Here is a 17655-nt window from a genome sequence, read left to right on the forward strand (position 1 = left end):
GACCGGTGGACTCCTTGATGTGGGGACGCCGCTTCGGTGGGCGGCATGTCGAGTGTGCGGGCTTGGCACTCGACATGCCATTGGCACAGGTGCGGCGTTACGATGAAATCGTGCCAACTCCAGGAGGAGCCCTGCGGGTCGCTGTCTACGCCTTCGACGGCGTGACGATGTTCCACCTCTCCGTGCCGCAGCTCGTCTTCGACGAGGTCGCGCGTCAAGGGCTGAGCTCTTGGACGACGGTGCTGTTCTCCGACCGTGCCGGGTCGATCCGCACCGCCGAGGGGTATCCGATCGGCGGCGTGGCGGGTCTTGCAGCGGCCGAGGACGCCGATGTCGTGGTCGTCCCCTCCTGGTTCGAGGACGGTCGCGCCGCCGGCCCGGCGCTGCGGAGGACCTTGACGAAAGCCCACGGCCGCGGTGCCACGATCGCCGGGCTGTGCCTGGGGGCGGTCGCCGTCGCGGACGCGGGTCTGCTGTCGAGGCGCACCGCGGTGACGCACTGGCAGGCTGTCGACATGCTCGCCGCCCGCCACCGCGACGTCGGCGTCGACGCCTCCGTGCTGTACATCGACCACGGCGACGTGCTGACCTCCGCCGGTACCGCCTCGGCGATCGATGCCTGCCTGCACCTGGTCCGCGGCAGGCTCGGCGCTGCGGCGGCCAACCGGGTCGCACGCAGCCTCGTGGTGGCCCCGCACCGCGAGGGCGGCCAGGCGCAGTACATCGAACGGCCGCTGCCCGCGCAGTCGGTGAACGACCCGATCGCCGGCGTCATCGAGTGGGCGTTGCGGCACCTGGCGGAACCGCTGCCGGTCGAACGGCTGGCCGATGTCGCACACCTGAGTCGGCGTACCTTCATCCGCGCGTTCCAGGCTTCCACCGGGACCACTCCGGCGGCGTGGGTGAGGCGACAACGCCTCGACGAGGCCCGTCGGCTGCTGGAGTCCACGGACCTGCCGATCGACCAAGTCGCCGCCGCCTGTGGCTTCGGCAGCACGGTCACCATGCGGCAGCGGTTCGCCGCGGCCTTCGACACCTCCCCATCGGAGTACCGCCGTCGCTTCGACGCCCGTGCCGCCGACAGCGGCACCGCTCGCCACGGTCGTTGAAGCCCTGCCAAGCCGCGGCAGTGTCAAGTGCGAGTGGTGGTAATGGTGCGCGACAGCGTGCCTTTGCCGCGCGCGATCAGTCACCGGTTGACCGTGTCGGCTTCCGTGACCCGCACGGACACTATGCAAGATCGCCATCTCCGGCGTGTCGGAAGACGGCGCGTTCGTCGGAACCGTGATCTGTGGGCACGGCGCGAACAGCAAGCTCGGCAGCCCCTACGGCCCGCGCCAGACCGAGTGCATCGAGCTGGTGCGCCTCGCGCTCACCGGCCACGCCACCCGGTCACCCAGAGCGTCGAACAGGCAAGCCCACCTCACCAGCACATTCACGGATCCTCAACCGCAGACGGCCGGCCGTGTTCCTCGCAAGCCCGGGACTCTTCGTCTACCGCCAAACGGTGATCTCGCCGAGTTCGCGAGAGGTTCCGTCGTAGTACATCAGGGAAACCTCGACATGAGTCGCGCCGCCGACGACGTCGGCCGGCACATCGATGGTGTACTGCTCGGACTTGCCGCAGGTGACAGGACTGGTCCTGTCAGCGAGGAAGGCCGCCGCGTTGAAGGCCTTCGCCCAGGTGTAGCGGCAGCCGCTGGATGCGACGGCCTTCTGCTCCCCGCTGACCCGGACCGCCCGGTTGTAGAAGGTCACCGTGCCCGCCGTGTAGGTGGCCCCGTAGTCGACGCGGAACGGAGTGGGCGGCGGATAGCTCGACGTGGCGGCTTGGGCGGCGGGAGCCACCCCCGCGACCAGCGCCACCGCGGCCACGACCGCGCCGACCTTCCTCGTGCCACTCTTCGTCTTCGTTGTGCCCTTCAACCTCACCATGACAACCCCTCCCGGGTTCTTCGAGCAACGGGTGCACAAGCGACGTGTCACCGTCGTGCGCAGGCGAACGCCTCCGCACGAGCAGTGAAGTTGTTGCTGTTGTTCGGCAACACCATCCAACCCCACGTGGACCTCGCGCCGGAGAGCATTCGAGTCAGTTCAAATCCGCCGCGACGACTGCTGGCGTCCGGGCGGTCCTCACGCTCGATCACGACCGGACCGTTCTGGGGGATGGGGTGGGACGGAGTGCTCAACAGCGAACGCTGAGACAGTGACCGTGCCCGCGGGTGGCGCGCGCGAAGACTGGTCGATGTCCGCTGAACCTCGGCGCGGGCGGGCGAGCCGGTTCGACCCCCCTAGAACGAACCGGCTCGCCCTGGCTGGATCAGGCGCGGTACTGCGTCGGGCTGATCCAGCGCGAGGTCCCGTGCTGTCCACCCCAGTAGGCGCAGCGCACCTGCTGCTTCACCGGGCCCGCGTAGTAGCGGTAGTCACCGTCGTCGATCCCCGACCCCAGGTACGCGGCCGTGTAGGTCGCCGTGCCGACGGACGCCGTCTTGATGGTGACGACGCACTTCCGGTTGCTCGACGCCTTCATCAATTGGATGGTCGCGCCGGAGAGCCCGTGGGAACCGGCCCGTGTGTAGCCGGAGCCGCAGAGTCCCTCCGGCGTGTAGACCGCGACGCCGACGTCGGAGGCGGAAGTCGGCGTGGCGAGGACGGCGCCCGCCATCGCCAACGCGGCGCCGAGCACGGCCCCACCACTGGACTTCACAGTTTCCGCATGTACCGGAATCCCTTCTCGTGACTGACGCGAACCGGTGTTCGCTGAGTCATGTCTACGAGGGGCGAGGTTGTCCCGGAGCCACCCAAACGTCCGGACAACCCGTGCCGGGACAACCGGGGCCTCGGACAAACCCGAGGTCAGGCGGGCGGGCACGGTGGCGCATAAGGGATATCGGGCAGGTAGGTGCGCCATTCCCGCTCGGTGATCGGGTCGCCGGCGCCGGCGCAGATCGCGGAGATCACCGCGTCCTCGTCAGTGCGCCACGAGCGCAGTCTCCCGTCGCTGCCGCCGCTGACGAGGAGGTCGCCGGTCGGGCGGAACACGGCGGTGTTGAGCGGCGAGGTAGCGGCGGACAGCACCGCGGTGCGGACGGGGTGCGCGGGGTCCGACACGTTCCACAGCCAGGTCGAGCCGTCGATGACGCCGGCCGCCAGCAGGTCTCTCGTCGGGTGGAAGCCGAGATCGAGGATCCGTCCCGCCGGGCCGCTGACGGGTTGCCCGATCCGCAGTGGCGCGGCCGGGTCCGTGACGTCCCAGAGGATCACGACGCCATCGACGCCGGCGACGGCGAGCACCTTCCCCGACGGGCTGAACTCGGCGCTGTACACGTAGCTGTCCAGGCCTTCGAGACGGGCGCGCCGGCTCGGTGTGCCGGAGACGTCGAACAGGTACACGTCGCTGTCGGCGCTCGCCGCGGCCAGCAGCGTGCCGGCGGGGTTCCAGTCGAGGTCGAGCACCACTTCGCGCGGGGCGTCGAACACGGTGATCAGCTGTGGCTCCTTGCCGGTCACGTCCCAGATCCGGACCGAGGAGTCCCTTCCCGCCGCCGCGAGCCTCGAGCGGTCGGGATTGAACGCCACCGCGGCGACCTCCTCCTCAGATCCGCCGAGCCGGGCGCGCAGCCGGGGACGGCGCGGATCGGACACGTCGAGCAGGTGGACCTCGCCTCCCGTGGTTCCCGCCGCGACCAGGTTGCCCGACAGGTCTCCCGAGCCGCTGAACACGGCATCCGTGCCGGTGATCGTGCTCGTCAGCGGTTCAGGGCGATCCGGATCCGAGGTGTCCCACAACGTGAAGCCGCCCTCGGCGAAGACGGCGAGCTGCGTGCCGCTTCCGTTGAACCGCGTGTCGAAGATCGGTGCGTCGGCGCGCGGGGGAAGCGCGGCCGTCAGCTTCCAGACGCGAGCGGCGCCGTCGGTCGTCACGGACACGATCGACTCACCGTTGTCGGTGAACACCGCCCAGGTGACGACGTCGGGGTGGTTGAGGACCTCCACCGCCGTCCAGGTGACGGCGTCCAGCACGCGCAGCGTGGAGTCGGCGCTGCCGACGATCAGGTGAGCGCCGTCCGGGCTGAACGCGGTCGTCGTGATCTTGTGGCCGAACGGGTCGGCGAGCGACCTGACCGTTCTGGGTTCGCGCGGTGCGGAGATGTCCCACGACCGCAGCGCGCGATCGAGCGAACCCGCCACGAGCACCTTCCCGTCCGGGGAGAACGAGACCGCGGGAACGCCGCGGTCGCCGGCCTCCAGCACGGCCAGCTCCACAGGGTCCTCGTCGTCCTGCCACAGGTGCACGCGGCCTGCCTCGGTACCGAACGCCAGCAGGCCGGCACCGCCGTGGACGACGGTCTTGGTCTTCGCAGGGGCGGGCAACGGTGTGAGTGCCCGCGGGTTCGCGGGGTCCTCGATGTTCCACCGCAGGATCCTGTCGCCGCCCGCCGCGGCGAGCTGCCTGCCGCTCGGGTCGATGTCGAGCCGTTCGATCGGGCCCGCCCCCGCGTCGATCGGCACGGCCAGCCGCCGCGGGTCGGACCGGTCGGTGATGTCCCACATCGTGATGGCCGACTCCATGTCACCGATCACGAGCGTGCGTGAGTCGGGTGACAACGCCAGCGCGTAGACCATGGCGCCCTTCGCATCGCCGCCGTCCCGTTGCCGGGGCTTGATCACGCCCGCACGAGCAAGGCCGGCGCCGGTCCTGGCGAGCAGGCGAACCGAGCCGTCCGTCGCGTCGCTCACCGCGACCAGGTTCCCGTCGGGGGAGGCGTCCAGGGCCGTCGGACCGGCGCCACCGAGATATCTGGCCGGCGCGGGTGCGCTCGACCGTTCGAGCAGTTCCGATCGTGCCTCGCCGGTCCGCGCGATCCGGTAGCCCGCGATCGCCAGCTGTGCGGCGAGGCCCGGATCGGTGGCCCGCAGTTTCGCCGCGGTCAACGCGGTCTGGCGGGACAGGGCGTTGTCACGGGCGATCAACGCCTCGGTCGTGGCGTTGCCGGCGACGACGGCGAGCACGCCTGCGGCCAGTGCGCACACGACCGCCACGGCGGTCACCACGCGCAGCCTGCCGGTCCGCCGCCTGGCCGCCGCCTCGGCACGCCGGGTCTGCGCGACGCTCTCCTCGATGAACGCGCGTTCCACCTGGCTCAGGCGGAACGGCGCCGACCCCGAGACGGCGTACGAGCACATCGACCCCAGCCTGGTGCCGGTCGCCAGTGCCGCGGGATCCCGTCCGCCGCCGGCCCAGGTCCTGGCCGCTTCGGTGATCGTCCGGTGTGCCCGCAGCGCGTCGTGGTGCTCGTCGATCCACGAGCGCATCCGCGGCCAGGCCGTGAGCACGCAATCGTGCGCGATCTCGGCGGTGTCCTGATCGACGACGACGAGCCGTGCGCCGGCGAGACGGTCGATCACCTCCCCTACCTCGGGATCGACCTCGCGCAGCTCGGCCAGATCCAGGCGGCGACGGGTGACGGCGCCGGTCTCCTCGTCGACGGCGAGCAGCCTCAGCAGCAGCCCGGCGGCCAGCCGTTGTGACGTGGGGCCGAGCTCGCCGTAGGTCGCTTCCGCGGTCTGCTCCACCGCGGCGCTGATACCGCCCACCGCGGTGAAACCGGCCAGTGTCAGCACATCGCCACGACGCCGCCGCCATGTCTCCAGCAAGGCGTGCGACAGCAACGGCAGTGCACCGACCTGTCCGTCAGCCTCGTTCACCACCGTCACCAGCAGCGCCCGCTCGACCGACAGCCCCACCGCCAGCGCGGGTTTGGTCACCGCCGCGCTCAACGCCTGCTCGTCCATCGGGCCGACGAGCACCTGGTTGTCCCGCAACGCCTCGGCCAACCCGGGGTGCTCGGCCAGCCGCGCGGAGAAGTCGGTGCGCACGCTCAGCAGCAGGCGGAATCGGCCGTCCGTGAGGATTCCGTCGATGAACTCCTTGCGTTCACTCGCATCGCACCGGGTGTACAGCTCCTCGAACTGGTCAACGATGAGCAGCACGGCCGTGTCTGCGGACGGAAGCCCGCCGAGCAGGTCACCAGGCGTTACGACGACCGGTCGCAGACTCTCGCGCAGCGCGGGCACGACGCCCGCCGCCAGCAACGAACTCTTCCCCACCCCGGACGGACCGCACACAACCGTGACGGGATGAGCCCGCACCCGCTCGACGATGTCGGCCACCAGCCGTTCGCGGCCGAAGAAGAGATCCTCGTCCTCGGTCCGAAAACCGTGCAATCCCCGATATGGCGACCTGCCCCCTCCTTGCGAGTATCGCTCATATCGCGACTCGGCGGCGGTGACCGCGGCGGCACGCCACTTCGCCGTCCACTCCTGCTCGTCACCACCACAAGCCATGGCATACGCGAGTGCGACGGCCAGCGTGGGCAGTCTTCGTCCGCCCGCCGCCTCGGAAAGTGTCGTCACCGCATAGCCGCTGCGATCCGCCAGCTGCCGGTAGGTCAGCCGGCCCGCCTTGCTTCTGAGCTCGCGTAACTCGGCGGCGAAGCGCTGCACGGCTCCGTCGTCCGGATCCAGTGGCCGTTCCGGTCGAGGCATGGTCATCCCCCCGCACACGAATCTGTTCCCCCTGCCGCGGACTCAATTCGTCCGCGGCACCCCAAACCGTCGGCCACCGTAGCCAATTAACGGACTCGGCCACTACCCACTCACGATTCCGCAAATGTGCCGTGCGAGGTGGAATTCACGGCCGGCGGAAGATCGTGGTGGAACGACCGACCTCGTCGATCGGCGTGCTGCCGGCGATCAACGCCTCCAGCCGGTCGTCGGCCTTGGCGATGGCGGTGTCCGACACGACGAGCACCCCGCGCACCTGATCCGGCGTGCCGCTCGAAAAGTCATCTTCGCTGGTCAAGCGGCATGTCTGTACTCGTTGATGAGGCCGCCGAGGATGCGGGTGCGGTGCAGTCTGCGGGTGTCGAGGTCGTGCACGGCGGTGGGGCACTGGTGGACGTTGGGGGGTAGTTGGTCGCGTGCCTGGTGAGGCCGGTGCCGGTTGTAGTGGTCTTCGTAGGTCGTGAGGACATGGCGTGCATGGCTTTCGCCGGTGATCAGGATGTGGTCGAGGACTTCGCGTCGGAGGGTGCCGATGACCCGTTCGCAGTGGGCGTTCATCCGCGGTGCCTGTAGCGCGCTCTTGATCACGTGGAGATCGTCGGAGTGGAAGACGGCGTCGAACGCCTGGCTGTACTTGCGGTCGCGAAGGTTGTCGGCAAGCACAAGGCAGCTCGGCGCCCGGTGTCCTAACCAGGTGAGCGGGCGCTCGGTGAGCAGCACCCGCTCCGCTTCGGCGACGGCGGCGACGTCGAGCCCGGCGATGTCGTTCGCGTAGTGCCCGCGCAGGCCGCGTTCCAGCACCGGGCTGATCGCGGGCCACAGCGCGAGGCAGTCCTCGGCGGTGACGAGGTGAACGGTTCCCCGCATCAGCAGCGCCCGGACCAACTCCCGGTCCGCCAGCGGGGGTTCGCCAGCGCGTCGGGCTGGAAGTCCCGCAGCCGCGACCACAGGCCGACGTAAGGCGCGTCCGGCGCCTGCCCCTGCAGCCCGGCGAGCCGTTCGACCGCCGTCACGGCGGGCCAGGGTCGCCCGGTTGAGCGCCCGCGGGGTGAGGACTTCGGCCACCATGTCAGCGGTGCTCGCGCAGGAAGGCGCGGAGGTCGCCGGCGAGCAGCTCGGGGACCTCCATCGCCGGGAAGTGCCCGCCCGCGTCGTACTCCGACCAGTGCTCCAACGGACCGTCCTGCAGGGAGCGGATGGTCGTGTCGCCCGCGAAGACGGCGATCCCACGCGGTGGAGCGGGAGGCATCTCGCCTGCCCAGCCGTCGGTGGACTCCGTCATTTGGCGCCACGCCGCCATCCCCTCGTACGTGGCGTGCGCCGAGAACGCGCCGGACCCGGTGAACCAGAACAGGCTGACCAGGGCCAGCAGGTGGTCGCGGTCGACGGCGTCGTCGGGCCGGGCCGCGGCCGGGTCGGTCCACTCGGCGAACTTCTCGACGATCCACGCCAACTGCCCGGTGGGCGAGTCGTTCAGCGAGTAGGCCAGCGTCTGCGGGCGGGTGGCCTGCAGGTGCAGGTAGCCGAGCCCGTCGGCCTGGAACCGGTTGAAGCGCTCGCCGCGCTCGCGGTCCGCATTGGACAGCCCATCCAGCTCGACGGCGGGGCCGAAGGGCATCCCCGCGCTGGTTCCGGTGAGGTGCACGCCGACGACGCGGTGCGCGGCGATCATCGACAGGGCGCCCGCGACGCCCGCGCCCGCGTCCGTGCCGTGCACCGCGAACCGCTCGTACCCGAGCCGGTCCATCAGGGTCACCCACGCCTGCGCGACGCGGAACAGGTTGCCCCAGCCCTGGCCGTGTACCGGCGTCGAGAAGCCGTAGCCCGGAAGAGACGGGATGACGACGTGGAACGCGTCGGCCGGGTCGCCGCCGTGCGAGCGCGGGTCGGTCAGCCCGGCGATCACCCGGCGGAACTCGAACGGCGAGCTCGGCCAGCCGTGCGTGAGGACCAGCGGCAGCGCGTCCGGCTCGGGGGAGCGGACGTGCAGGAAGTGGATCCGCTGGCCGTCGATCTCGGTCAGGTACTGCGGGAACGCGTTCAGCTCGCGCTCCTGGGCCCGCCAGTCGAAGCCGTTGGCCCAGTACGCGGCGAGGCCCTTGAGGTAGTCCAGCGGGACGCCGCGGCTCCAGCCCGCGCCCGGGTCGTTCGGCCAGCGGGTGCGGCCGAGGCGGTCGGCGAGGTCGTCCAGCTCGGCCTGGTCGATGGCGATGCGGAAGGGCGTGATCTCGGTGTTTTCGCTCATGGGGCTACGCTACGAGTAATCGCGGAAAGGATCGTTCCGCATTACTCGGCAGGATCGAATTTCATGACGGACACCTCGGCGAGACTGCTGCGCATGCTGTCCCTCCTGCAGGCGCGGCGCACCTGGACCGGCCCCGAACTCGCGGACCGCCTCGACGTCACGACCAGGACCATCCGCAACGACGTGGACCGGCTGCGCGGCCTCGGCTACCCGGTCGACGCGACCCCGGGCGTCTCCGGCGGCTATACCCTCGGCGCCGGGGCGGCCATGCCACCGCTGCTGCTCGACGACGAGGAAGCGGTCGCGATCGTGGTCGGCCTGCGCACTGCGGCGGGCGTCGAGGGCATTGCGGAGACGTCGGTGCGCGTGCTGGCGAAGCTGGAACAGGTGCTGCCCTCGCGGCTACGGCACCGGGTGGAAGCCCTGCAGACCTCGACCATCGCCGTCCGGGGCACGGGCCCGACCGTCGACCCGGGAGTGCTCACGGTCCTCGCAGGCGCCTGCCGCGACCGCGAGACCCTCCGCTTCGACTACGCCAACCACGACGGCTCGGAGTCCCGGCGGCAGGCCGAGCCGCACAGCGTGGTTCACATGGGCCGCCGTTGGTACCTCGTCGCCTGGGACGTCGACCGCCAGGACTGGCGCACCTTCCGCGTCGACCGGATCCGCCCGCGCACCCCGAACGGCCGTCGGTTCGCCCCTCGGCAGCCCCCCGAAGGCGGTGTCGTCCAATACCTCCAGCGCGGCGTCGGCGCCGCCCTGTGGCGCCACCACGCGACGATCCGCGTGCACGCACCGGCGTCGGCCGTCGCCGCCAAGGTGCCGCCCGCGGTGGCGGTCCAGGCCGTCGATGAGCACCACTGCCTGCTCAAGGCAGGCGCGGACACGCTGGAGTACCTGGCGCTCTACCTGGGCCTGCTCGACGTCGACTTCGACATCGTGGACTCACCGGACTTCGCCGAGCACCTGCGGAAGCTCATCGACCGCTTCGGCCGCGCCATCGCATGAGACACGCGGTGGTCAACCGCGCTAGTGTCCTGCGCCAGGAATCCGATCAAGATATGAGGCGATGCGGTCGAGGATCTCGTCGGCGTCCTTGGTCCAGACTGAAGCGCTCCGGCATTGACTGAGACTCGATTAGTGGATCGCTGCAGCCGGGGTTGGCTGGTGCTCACGGTAGTAGACGAAAGAACTGGACGAAGAAGTCCTCGAACACAGACTGCGGCTGCACGGTCCGAGTCGCGTCGGCTGGAGTTCCTGGCCCACTACTACAACCGCGCCGTCGCCTGGAATCTTGATGTCGTCGCCACCTACAAGGACGGCTTCAACGACCGCGGCGAGGTGTACGACTTCGAACGCGGCGGTCCGGCGGGCATCCAGCACCCATACTGGCTGACCGACGACAGCATCTCCAGCTCCAGTTGGTGCTACACGGTCGGAATCGGGTACTACTCGCAGAACGCGATGGTGCACTCGTTGATCGACCGGATCAGCAAGAACGGCAACGTACTGCTGAACATCGCACCGATGGCCGACGGCACCATCCCGTCACGGCAGCGGTCGATCCTGTCGAGGATCGGCGACACCTCAAGCGCTTCGGCGAGTCGATCTACGCCACGCGGGCGTGGAGCAGCTTCGGTGAAGGGCCGACCCCGATGGGCGGCGGCTCATTCACCGAGCCGCGTGAGGGCACCAACCGCGACATCCGGTTCACCCGCAGCAAGGACAACACGGTCCTCTACGCCACCGTCCTGGGCTGGCCGGGCGCCACGCTGGACATCACGACGCTCGGCGCAAACCGGATCAACCTCGGCTCCCTGGTGTCGGCTCGCCTGCTGAACCCCACCGCGGGGTCGTACACCGACCTGCCCAACCGCAGCCAGGACGGCACGGCCCTGCACCTGACGATGCCGTCGTCCACTCCCCCGTTCGCCGCACCGGCCTACGTGGTGAAGCTGACGTTCTCCGGCCAGATCCCCGCCCTGGCGTCGAGTCCGGTATCCACGAGCTGGGCGCGGATCACCAACGCCACCACGGGACTGGTGCTCGACGGTGGCGGCGACGTCGGCTCCGGGTCGATCCTCAAGCAGTGGAGCTGGGACAGCAGCACCAACCTGCAGTGGCAACTGGTGGGTGCGGGCAGCGGCTACGTCCGCATCGTCAACCGCACGAACGGCATGGTCGCCGACAGCTGGGGCGACACCACCAACGGGGCACCCGTCCGACAGGCGCCGTGGAACGGCGGCACCAGCAGTGGCGGCTCAACGGCGTCGGCAACGGCCGCTACCAGATCATCAACCGCGGCACCAACACCGCGTTGGACGGCATGGGCGACCCGACCACAGGCGCCACCTGCGCCATGTGGGGCCCCCAACTCCAGCCCGAACAACCACTGGACCATCACAACGGTATGACGCTCGACCGCCGCGCGACCCACCCGGGCCGCGCGGCGGTTACCGATGCTCATCTGGTATTCCCAGGGGCGTGCAAAGCCGGGTTACCGGGCCGCCGCGTTCACCGCGGCGGTCCGGCGTCGTGCCCGGGTGTGGCGTCACTCAGCTCGGTGTCAGTTGCCATTGCTGGTTGGTGCCGTTGTTGGCGGCCCATTGCACGACTTGCGCGCCGTCGCTGGTCGACAGGCCGTACACGTCGGCGGCCAGGCCGCTGGCGACGTTGACGATGGAGTAGTAGCCGTCACCGGTGGGTCGCAGGTACCACTGCTGGTTCGTGCCGCCGTTGGCGGACCACTGCTGCAACTGCAGTCCGGCAGTGGTGGAGGAGGCGTTGACGTCGAGCATCTTGCCGCTCGCGGTGTAGCGCAGGGTGTAGGTGCCGCCCGGGGCGGTGCCGAGGGTCCAGGTTGCGTTCCCGGTCTGCTGGACGGCCTTGGCGCCGTCGGCCGTGGAGTTGCCGGTGATGGCCAGCGGCTTGCCGCTGTTGCGGTTGACGATGCGGTAGGTGCCCGGCGTGGGGCCGGTGCTCCCGCCGCCCAGGGTGAAGTACTCGACCGAGTCGCTGAACGTGGTCGTGCCGGACTTGCCGGTCGACAGGACGAGGTACACCCGTGAGCCGGTGGCAGGGGTGGTGAAGGACACGGGTTGGGTCACCCGCGAAGCCAGTGGGATCGTGAGGGTGGTGCTGCCGGACGCGATCACGGCGCCGGTGGGGCTGTCGAGCCGGGCGCTCCAGGCGAAGTCCACGGCGGTGTTGGTGAGGTCGTCGTTGAAGACGGTGATGTTTCGGTTCACCGTGGTGTTGGCGGGGTAGCTGGGCACGGCCTGCGGCAGGGGGAAGGTGCCGTTGGAGTCCGACACGCCGGAGGCCGACCAGTAGGGCAGGTCGATCGCGGCGACCGGGTTGAACGCGGCTTGGACCCGCTGGATCTGCGGGTTGCTCCAGGGGTCGGGCAGGTTGTCCGCGCCGTAGAGGGGACGGCCGCCCTCTTCCGGGACGAGATCGGTGGTCCGCACCCCTGGCACGACACCGACCCAGGCCGACAGCAGGGTGTAGGGGCGCAGGTCGTTGGCGCCCTTGCCGCGCTTGGCGGCCGTTGCCGTGGCGAACCACTCGAAGCCCTGCTTGGTGTTGCACCTCGGCCAGATGAACTCGCCCTCGCCGTCGGGCCGGCCGTTCACGGTCTGCACCCGCTCGCCGTACTGGCCCGTGCCGTCGAGGTAGTGCGCGAAGATGGCGAAGTTGGGGTAGTTCATGTTGGGGTAGCGGCTGGCCGAATCGGCGCCTGGCGCGGCGTCGATGCTGATCGGCCGGGTGCCGTCGTTGCCGTTGATCGCCGCGTAGAGGTCCTGCTCGAACTGCTCGGAGTCGTTGCCGAAGCTCGGTTCGTTGATCTGGCTCCAGCGGACGACCGCGGGGTGGTTGCGGTCTCGCAGCGTCAGCGCGCGGTCGTGGTCCACCATGTTGTCGTGCCCACCGACGAGGTCTTGCGAACCACTGCGGATCGCGCTCTCGTCGATGATCATCAGGCCCATCTCGTCGGCCACGTCCAGCATGTACGGGGTGGCCGGTTCCTGGTGGATCCGCACCACGTTGAAGTTCAGCCGCTGGTAGTTGTCGACGGCCTGGGGCCAGCCCGGGTTGCCCGGCGACGGCGGCAGGAACCCGGGCAGCGTGTCGTAGGCGTCGCCCTTCCCGCCGTTGTCGACCCGGTCGTAGTCGGCGCCCTGGAGGCTGTCGCCGCGGTAGTTCACGCGCACGCCGTTGAGCTGGAAGTACTCGCCGTTCTGCGTGCTCTCGCGGAACCCGAACCGGTACGTGGCGTCGCTGGTGCGCCCGTCGTCGGTGACCGCGTGCACCGACAGCCGGTGCAGCTGCGCCCGGTAGCCCTGGCGGTAGGGCACGTTCGGCCACCAGTACGAGGCCGTGCCCAGGTTCCACGCGATCGGGCCGACCGTCACCTTGACCGTCGAACGGGCGGCCACGCTGACCGTGCGGCCGGGCAGGGCGGGATAGGTGAACGAGCCGCCGCCGTCCGACGCGAGCGCCCCGGTCAGCGTCACCGACCGGGCACTCGCGGAGGTGTTGGTCACGGACACGTCGTAGGTGAGGGACTGGTTCGCCACCGACGTGCGGATGAACGTGTCACTGACGTGCACCGCCGGGTACGCCCGCAGGAACGCCGAGCGGAAGATGCCCTGCGGGACCGACTCCGACCAGTCGGCGGCGATGGGTACCAGGTACTTCCCCGCGCTGTTCTTCAACGCGCCGCGGCCTTTCACCGCCACGCTGATCGTGTGCGTGGTGCCGGGGGCGGCGTACGCGGTGATGTCGAAGTTCGACGGGGTGAAGGCGGTGGTCCGGGTGGCGACCACCCGCCCGTCCACCGACAGCGTCGCCTGGTGGTTCACCGCGCCGAACTCGATCCACACCGACTGCGGCTGACCCGTGTCCGGCACCGTCACGCTGCGCGAGTACACCGCCTCGTGCACGTCGGTGAACCCCTGCTTGTACCAGCCGCCGCCGGGCACGGTGATCGACGTCGTGGCCCGACCCGCCGGCGTGAAGCTCCACGTCCCGGCCAGGTCGACCGACCCGATCGCGGCGTTGCCCGCGGTGAAGCCGTCGACGCCTGGCGCCGCTGCGGTGGGAACGGCTGCCGCAGCCGCCGTGGGGCGTGGACCCGCCGCCGTGGCCGGGGTGGTTCCCACCGCAGCGGTGAGCAGCGCCGCGGTCACCGCCAACACCGGCGTGAAACGTCGACGGCGCCGCGGCCGAAGGTGTTGTCTCATGACGCGAGCCCTTTCGTTTGACGGGCGGGAATACCGCACTACCTTCTTCTCGCCGTTCGCGGTGCGGCCTGGCCGACGTGAGTGCCCGAGCCGGATGGAGGTGTTGTCGGAGTCCGGGAAGTCGCACGGCACGGGGCAGGCGGTCGGTATGAACGTCCCGGCGTCCAGATGTCGTGCTCGTGGACATCACGGTGAACGAGTTCCGGCTCTTCGCCTCGATCCGCTTCCGCCGGGACGGCGTCCGGTGCAGGGAAGGCGTCATCGTCAGGAAGGGCCACAGGCCGCGTGGTCAGATGTCCGATACCGCGTGGCGGCGGTACACCATCTCGCCCACAGCCTCTCGGCTTCTCCGCTGCACCTCCTCGGAGATGCCCGGATCCCGGCCGCGTTCGGGGGTGTGGCACACCCTCGTTCCCCGGCCTGGCCTGTAACAGGATCAGCGGCACGAGGTCGGCGGCGGTGAAACCAGGCCGCTGCGGCCGGACCGGGATGCGTCGGTGTGGTGGTGCGAGTACCGGCCCTGGCTCCGGTTGCGGGCGGTGTGCTCCACGGAGTGACCTGGTGACTGCGGGAAGCGGTGGCGAGGGCACCCGCCGGCACACGAGCCGCCGCCTGCGACGCAACACACCCGCAGCCTCACGTGATCCCGGCACATCGAACACACGGCCCTCGGCCGCCATTAGCTGCTCCACTACGTTGTGGTGCCCGCCAGCCGACGCTGGTGGCGATGATGTGTCTTACTCATCGGTGGTGCAGGTTCGGTCGGTCGAGCGCTGGATGGCGGCGTGCGCGGTCTCGAACTCCGCGGCTCTGCGGTGGTCCTGCCTTCTCATCACAGCGTTCGGCCATGCTCGACGTCAAGGAACCAGATGCGTCTACTTTCAAGATCTTCTCTGCGGTAGGCCGATCGCACTCCGGGCGGCGACTGATTGGCCGCTGAATGGACGACGGATGTCCTCAGATTAGTATGACTCATACGCTACGGCGGCGCCCACGCACAGTTCCTGGGAGTCGTCGCCACACCCCGGTTCAGGGCATGCGATCTTCGAGATTCGGGACCGGTGGGTCAACCGGGGTAACGACCTTTGATGATGGACTTGATGGTGCCGTGTGGGGTGCCAGAACTCTGCACTGAGGCACTGAGCTGCGGCGATCGCGCATCACGTGCCGTAGGAGCATGATCGTGAGGCGTGGCGCCACGACTGCTGTACCTGATCTTCGTCCGGGTGATCGGCTGGTTGGTTCTGCTCGGCCGGTCATCAGCGGCCAAGGACGCCGAGCTGCTGGTACTGCGGCACGAAGTCGCCGTACTGCGCCGTACCAACCCCCGCCCGCGGCTGGAGTGGGCCGACCGCGCGGTGCGCTCCGCACTGGTTCGCCGACTCCCTCCGCTGCTGCGCGAGCACCGATTGGTGACGCCGGCCACCGTCCTTCGACGGCACCGGCGCCTGGTCGCGAAGAAGTGGACCTACCCGAACCGGATCGGGCGCCCACCGCTCGACGACACCATCGTGGCGATGATCGAACGGATGGCCCAGGAGAACGCGGGCTGGGGCTACCGCCGGATCCAGGGCGAGCTGCTCAAGCTCGGACACCGTGTAGCCGCGTCAACAGTTCACCGCGTCTTGAAGCGCCTGCGAGTACCGCCCGCGCCCCGACGCCACAGCGACGCCTCGTGGCGGCGGTTCCTGCGCACGCAGGCAGCCAGCCTGTTGCCCTGCGACTTCTTCCACCTCGACTGCGCCGTCACCCTCAAGCGGGTCTACGTGTTCTTCGTGATGGAGGTCGCCACCGATACATCCACATCCTCGGCGTCACCACGAACCCCGACGGGGCATGGACCACCCAACAAGCCCGCAACCTGCTTATGGACCTCGGAGACCGGGCCGACGACTTCCGGTTCCTCATCCGCGACCGGGCCGGCCAGTTCACCGTCTCGTTCGACGCGATCTTCTCCGGCGCGGGCATCCAGGTCGTGAAGATCCCACCACGGTGCCCGCGAGCCAACGCCCACGCCGAACGGTTCGTCGGAACCGCAAGACGCGAAGCCACCGACCGACTGCCCATCATCAACAAACACCACCTGCGGTCGGTACTCGACCGCTACGCGACCCACTACAACCACGCCGACCACACCAAGCCCGAGAACTCGCCCCACCACAACCAGACCATCCGATCGCAGAGCCAGACTGCACCTCGATACGCCGCCGACCAGTCCTCGGCGGCCTGATCAACGAGTACGAAGACGCAGCCGCCTAACCGCAGGTCAGGTCCTGTGGCCGACTTTTGACACCCCACAGGATCACACTGATCATCGTGCAGATCTCGCTCGGCATGGGTGCGGCTCCCTACGGAGGATGAAGGCGTCGAACCCACTCATCAACCAGCACCTTCCGCCACCGGGGATCCGAACCTGCGCACCTACGCGAGGAGCCCTCGCATATCAGACATGTTCGCCGATCCCCATCCGGAGTTGCGTCTCCTGAGCCCGCTCGGCTGCCGCACTGGCTCCGTAGTGGCGGGGCATGTCCTCGGAGGTCCAGCCAAGCAAGAGCATGAGGTCGCCGGTGTCTCCACCGGCCTTCTTCCACTCATGGGCGAAGTTGTGGCGCCAGCGGTGAGCGTGGACGCCGGTCAGACCGGCGGCCAGGCCGCGCCGCTTGAGCATGATCTTGATGCCGTTGGGGGCCAGGCGGCGGACGCCGCGATCGGCCAACCACAGGTCCGGTAGGTGGGCTCCCTTGTGCTTGGCGCGGGCTCGCAGGTAGCGGCTCAGGGCGCGGGCGGTCTTGGGGCCGAAGCGGACGCGGCGGTCCTTGTTGCCCTTGCCGTGGTAGTGCGCCGAGTCGGTGTTCATGTCGAGGTCGTCGAGCTTGAGGTTGCCGACCTCGGACAGGCGGGCGCCGGTGTTGTAGTAGAGGCGGATGATCGCCTCGTCGCGCAGCTGGACGAAGTCCTTGCCCTTGCAGGTGCCCAGGACCTTCTTGGTGTCGTCGTCGCGGATGACGGGGATGAGCTTCTTGGCCGGCTTGGGTTGCTTGACCCGTTCCATCGGCGAGCGGTCGATGTCCTCCTCGTCGACCATGAGCCACTTGAAGAACTGCTGCAGGCCCTTGTGCTTGTTCAGCGCGGTGGCCGCCGAGCGGGTGTCGATCATCCACGCCTGGAACGCCTCGACGTGGCCCTTGGTCACCTCGCACGGGTCGTCGGCCGCATCGTCGGCGTCCGGGTCGGGCGAGTGCTCGGCCAGGTACCGGGCCAACTGGGCGGCGGCGAGCAGGTAGTTGTAGCGGGTCGTCTCCGGGTGGTTGGCCGAACGCAGGGTCCGGTCCCAGTCCCGCAAGTAGCCGGCCCAGGTCTTCGACAGGCCGGTGGTGATCTTGTCCAGGTCCAGCAGGGGCATCGCGGTGGTCCCTCCGAGTCAAGGTGTCGCTGAGCGACGTGCTCGACCTCGAAGAACGAACCAAGATCACAAAAAGAGGGCCTCCGCAGTGTCTGACCTGCGAAGACCCTCTTGGCCGTCGGGACGACAGGATTTGAACCTGCGACCCCTTGACCCCCAGGTGGATCGGATCATGGCCTGACCTGCGAAAA

14 protein-coding genes and 1 pseudogene are annotated in these 17655 nt (G+C 69.2%); 6 read left to right on the plus strand and 9 right to left on the minus strand.

Annotated features, from left to right (window positions below):
* Positions 1-110: 110 nt before the first annotated feature.
* Complete coding sequence (locus AB0K14_RS30530) at positions 111-1109, plus strand: helix-turn-helix domain-containing protein (RefSeq protein WP_360456426.1); 999 nt, start codon at positions 111-113, stop codon at positions 1107-1109.
* A 385-nt stretch (positions 1110-1494) separates the two neighbouring features.
* On the opposite strand, the gene AB0K14_RS30535 is transcribed toward AB0K14_RS30530, so the two are convergent.
* From AB0K14_RS30535 to AB0K14_RS30565, 7 genes are all read right to left on the minus strand, one after another.
* Positions 1495-1935, minus strand: coding sequence for a hypothetical protein (locus AB0K14_RS30535; RefSeq protein ID WP_360456429.1), 441 nt, complete (start codon positions 1933-1935; stop codon positions 1495-1497).
* A gap of 385 nt (positions 1936-2320) precedes the next feature.
* Entirely contained in the window at positions 2321-2710 is a 390-nt protein-coding gene (locus AB0K14_RS30540) for a hypothetical protein (RefSeq protein ID WP_360456431.1), read from the minus strand.
* 149 nt (positions 2711-2859) lie between these two features.
* The gene (locus AB0K14_RS30545; protein WP_364339469.1) at positions 2860-6558 is read right to left on the minus strand and encodes a helix-turn-helix domain-containing protein; all 3699 of its coding nucleotides are present in this window, start codon (positions 6556-6558) and stop codon (positions 2860-2862) included.
* 139 nt (positions 6559-6697) lie between these two features.
* The gene (locus AB0K14_RS30550; RefSeq protein WP_360456434.1) at positions 6698-6868 is read right to left on the minus strand and encodes a hypothetical protein; all 171 of its coding nucleotides are present in this window, start codon (positions 6866-6868) and stop codon (positions 6698-6700) included.
* Positions 6865-7455, minus strand: a complete 591-nt coding sequence (locus AB0K14_RS30555) for a crosslink repair DNA glycosylase YcaQ family protein (RefSeq protein WP_360456436.1) — start codon at positions 7453-7455, stop codon at positions 6865-6867. Before AB0K14_RS30555 ends, AB0K14_RS30550 begins: the two co-directional genes overlap by 4 nt.
* A complete protein-coding gene (locus AB0K14_RS30560) occupies positions 7437-7583 on the minus strand; it encodes a crosslink repair DNA glycosylase YcaQ family protein (RefSeq protein WP_360456438.1) in 147 nt (48 codons plus the stop codon). Before AB0K14_RS30560 ends, AB0K14_RS30555 begins: the two co-directional genes overlap by 19 nt.
* A 56-nt stretch (positions 7584-7639) precedes the next feature.
* Positions 7640-8815, minus strand: a complete 1176-nt coding sequence (locus tag AB0K14_RS30565; protein ID WP_360456441.1) for an epoxide hydrolase family protein — start codon at positions 8813-8815, stop codon at positions 7640-7642.
* Between the two features lie 63 nt (positions 8816-8878).
* On the opposite strand from AB0K14_RS30565, the gene AB0K14_RS30570 reads away from it, so the two are divergent.
* The 3 genes and pseudogenes from AB0K14_RS30570 (at position 8879) to AB0K14_RS30580 (ending at position 11229) form a co-directional block, all read left to right on the plus strand.
* Positions 8879-9823, plus strand: a complete 945-nt coding sequence (locus AB0K14_RS30570; RefSeq protein WP_360456444.1) for a YafY family protein — start codon at positions 8879-8881, stop codon at positions 9821-9823.
* Positions 9824-9982: 159 nt separating this feature from the next.
* A pseudogene (locus AB0K14_RS30575) lies at positions 9983-10339 on the plus strand (alpha-L-fucosidase); the annotation flags it as partial.
* Between the two features lie 131 nt (positions 10340-10470).
* On the plus strand, positions 10471-11229 hold the full coding sequence (locus AB0K14_RS30580; protein ID WP_360456447.1) for an RICIN domain-containing protein: 759 nt from the start codon (positions 10471-10473) through the stop codon (positions 11227-11229).
* Between the two features lie 141 nt (positions 11230-11370).
* Here the strand turns inward: AB0K14_RS30580 and AB0K14_RS30585 are convergent, their stop codons facing one another.
* Positions 11371-14061, minus strand: coding sequence for an RICIN domain-containing protein (locus tag AB0K14_RS30585; protein WP_360456450.1), 2691 nt, complete (start codon positions 14059-14061; stop codon positions 11371-11373).
* Positions 14062-15287: 1226 nt separating this feature from the next.
* On the opposite strand from AB0K14_RS30585, the gene AB0K14_RS30590 reads away from it, so the two are divergent.
* Both AB0K14_RS30590 and AB0K14_RS30595 read left to right on the plus strand, forming a co-directional pair.
* Positions 15288-16040 (plus strand): hypothetical protein, encoded by a 753-nt coding sequence (locus AB0K14_RS30590; protein WP_360456492.1) that lies wholly within the window; start codon positions 15288-15290, stop codon positions 16038-16040.
* Positions 15929-16291, plus strand: coding sequence for an integrase core domain-containing protein (locus AB0K14_RS30595; RefSeq protein ID WP_360456486.1), 363 nt, complete (start codon positions 15929-15931; stop codon positions 16289-16291). The genes AB0K14_RS30590 and AB0K14_RS30595 overlap by 112 nt, the downstream gene beginning before the upstream one ends.
* A 213-nt stretch (positions 16292-16504) precedes the next feature.
* Here AB0K14_RS30595 and AB0K14_RS30600 read toward each other — a convergent pair whose 3' ends face one another.
* Positions 16505-17464 (minus strand): tyrosine-type recombinase/integrase, encoded by a 960-nt coding sequence (locus AB0K14_RS30600; protein WP_360456453.1) that lies wholly within the window; start codon positions 17462-17464, stop codon positions 16505-16507.
* Positions 17465-17655: the final 191 nt, after the last annotated feature.

Origin of the sequence: Actinosynnema sp. NPDC050801 (assembly GCF_040673975.1) — a bacterium.
Taxonomy (GTDB): domain Bacteria; phylum Actinomycetota; class Actinomycetes; order Mycobacteriales; family Pseudonocardiaceae; genus Actinosynnema.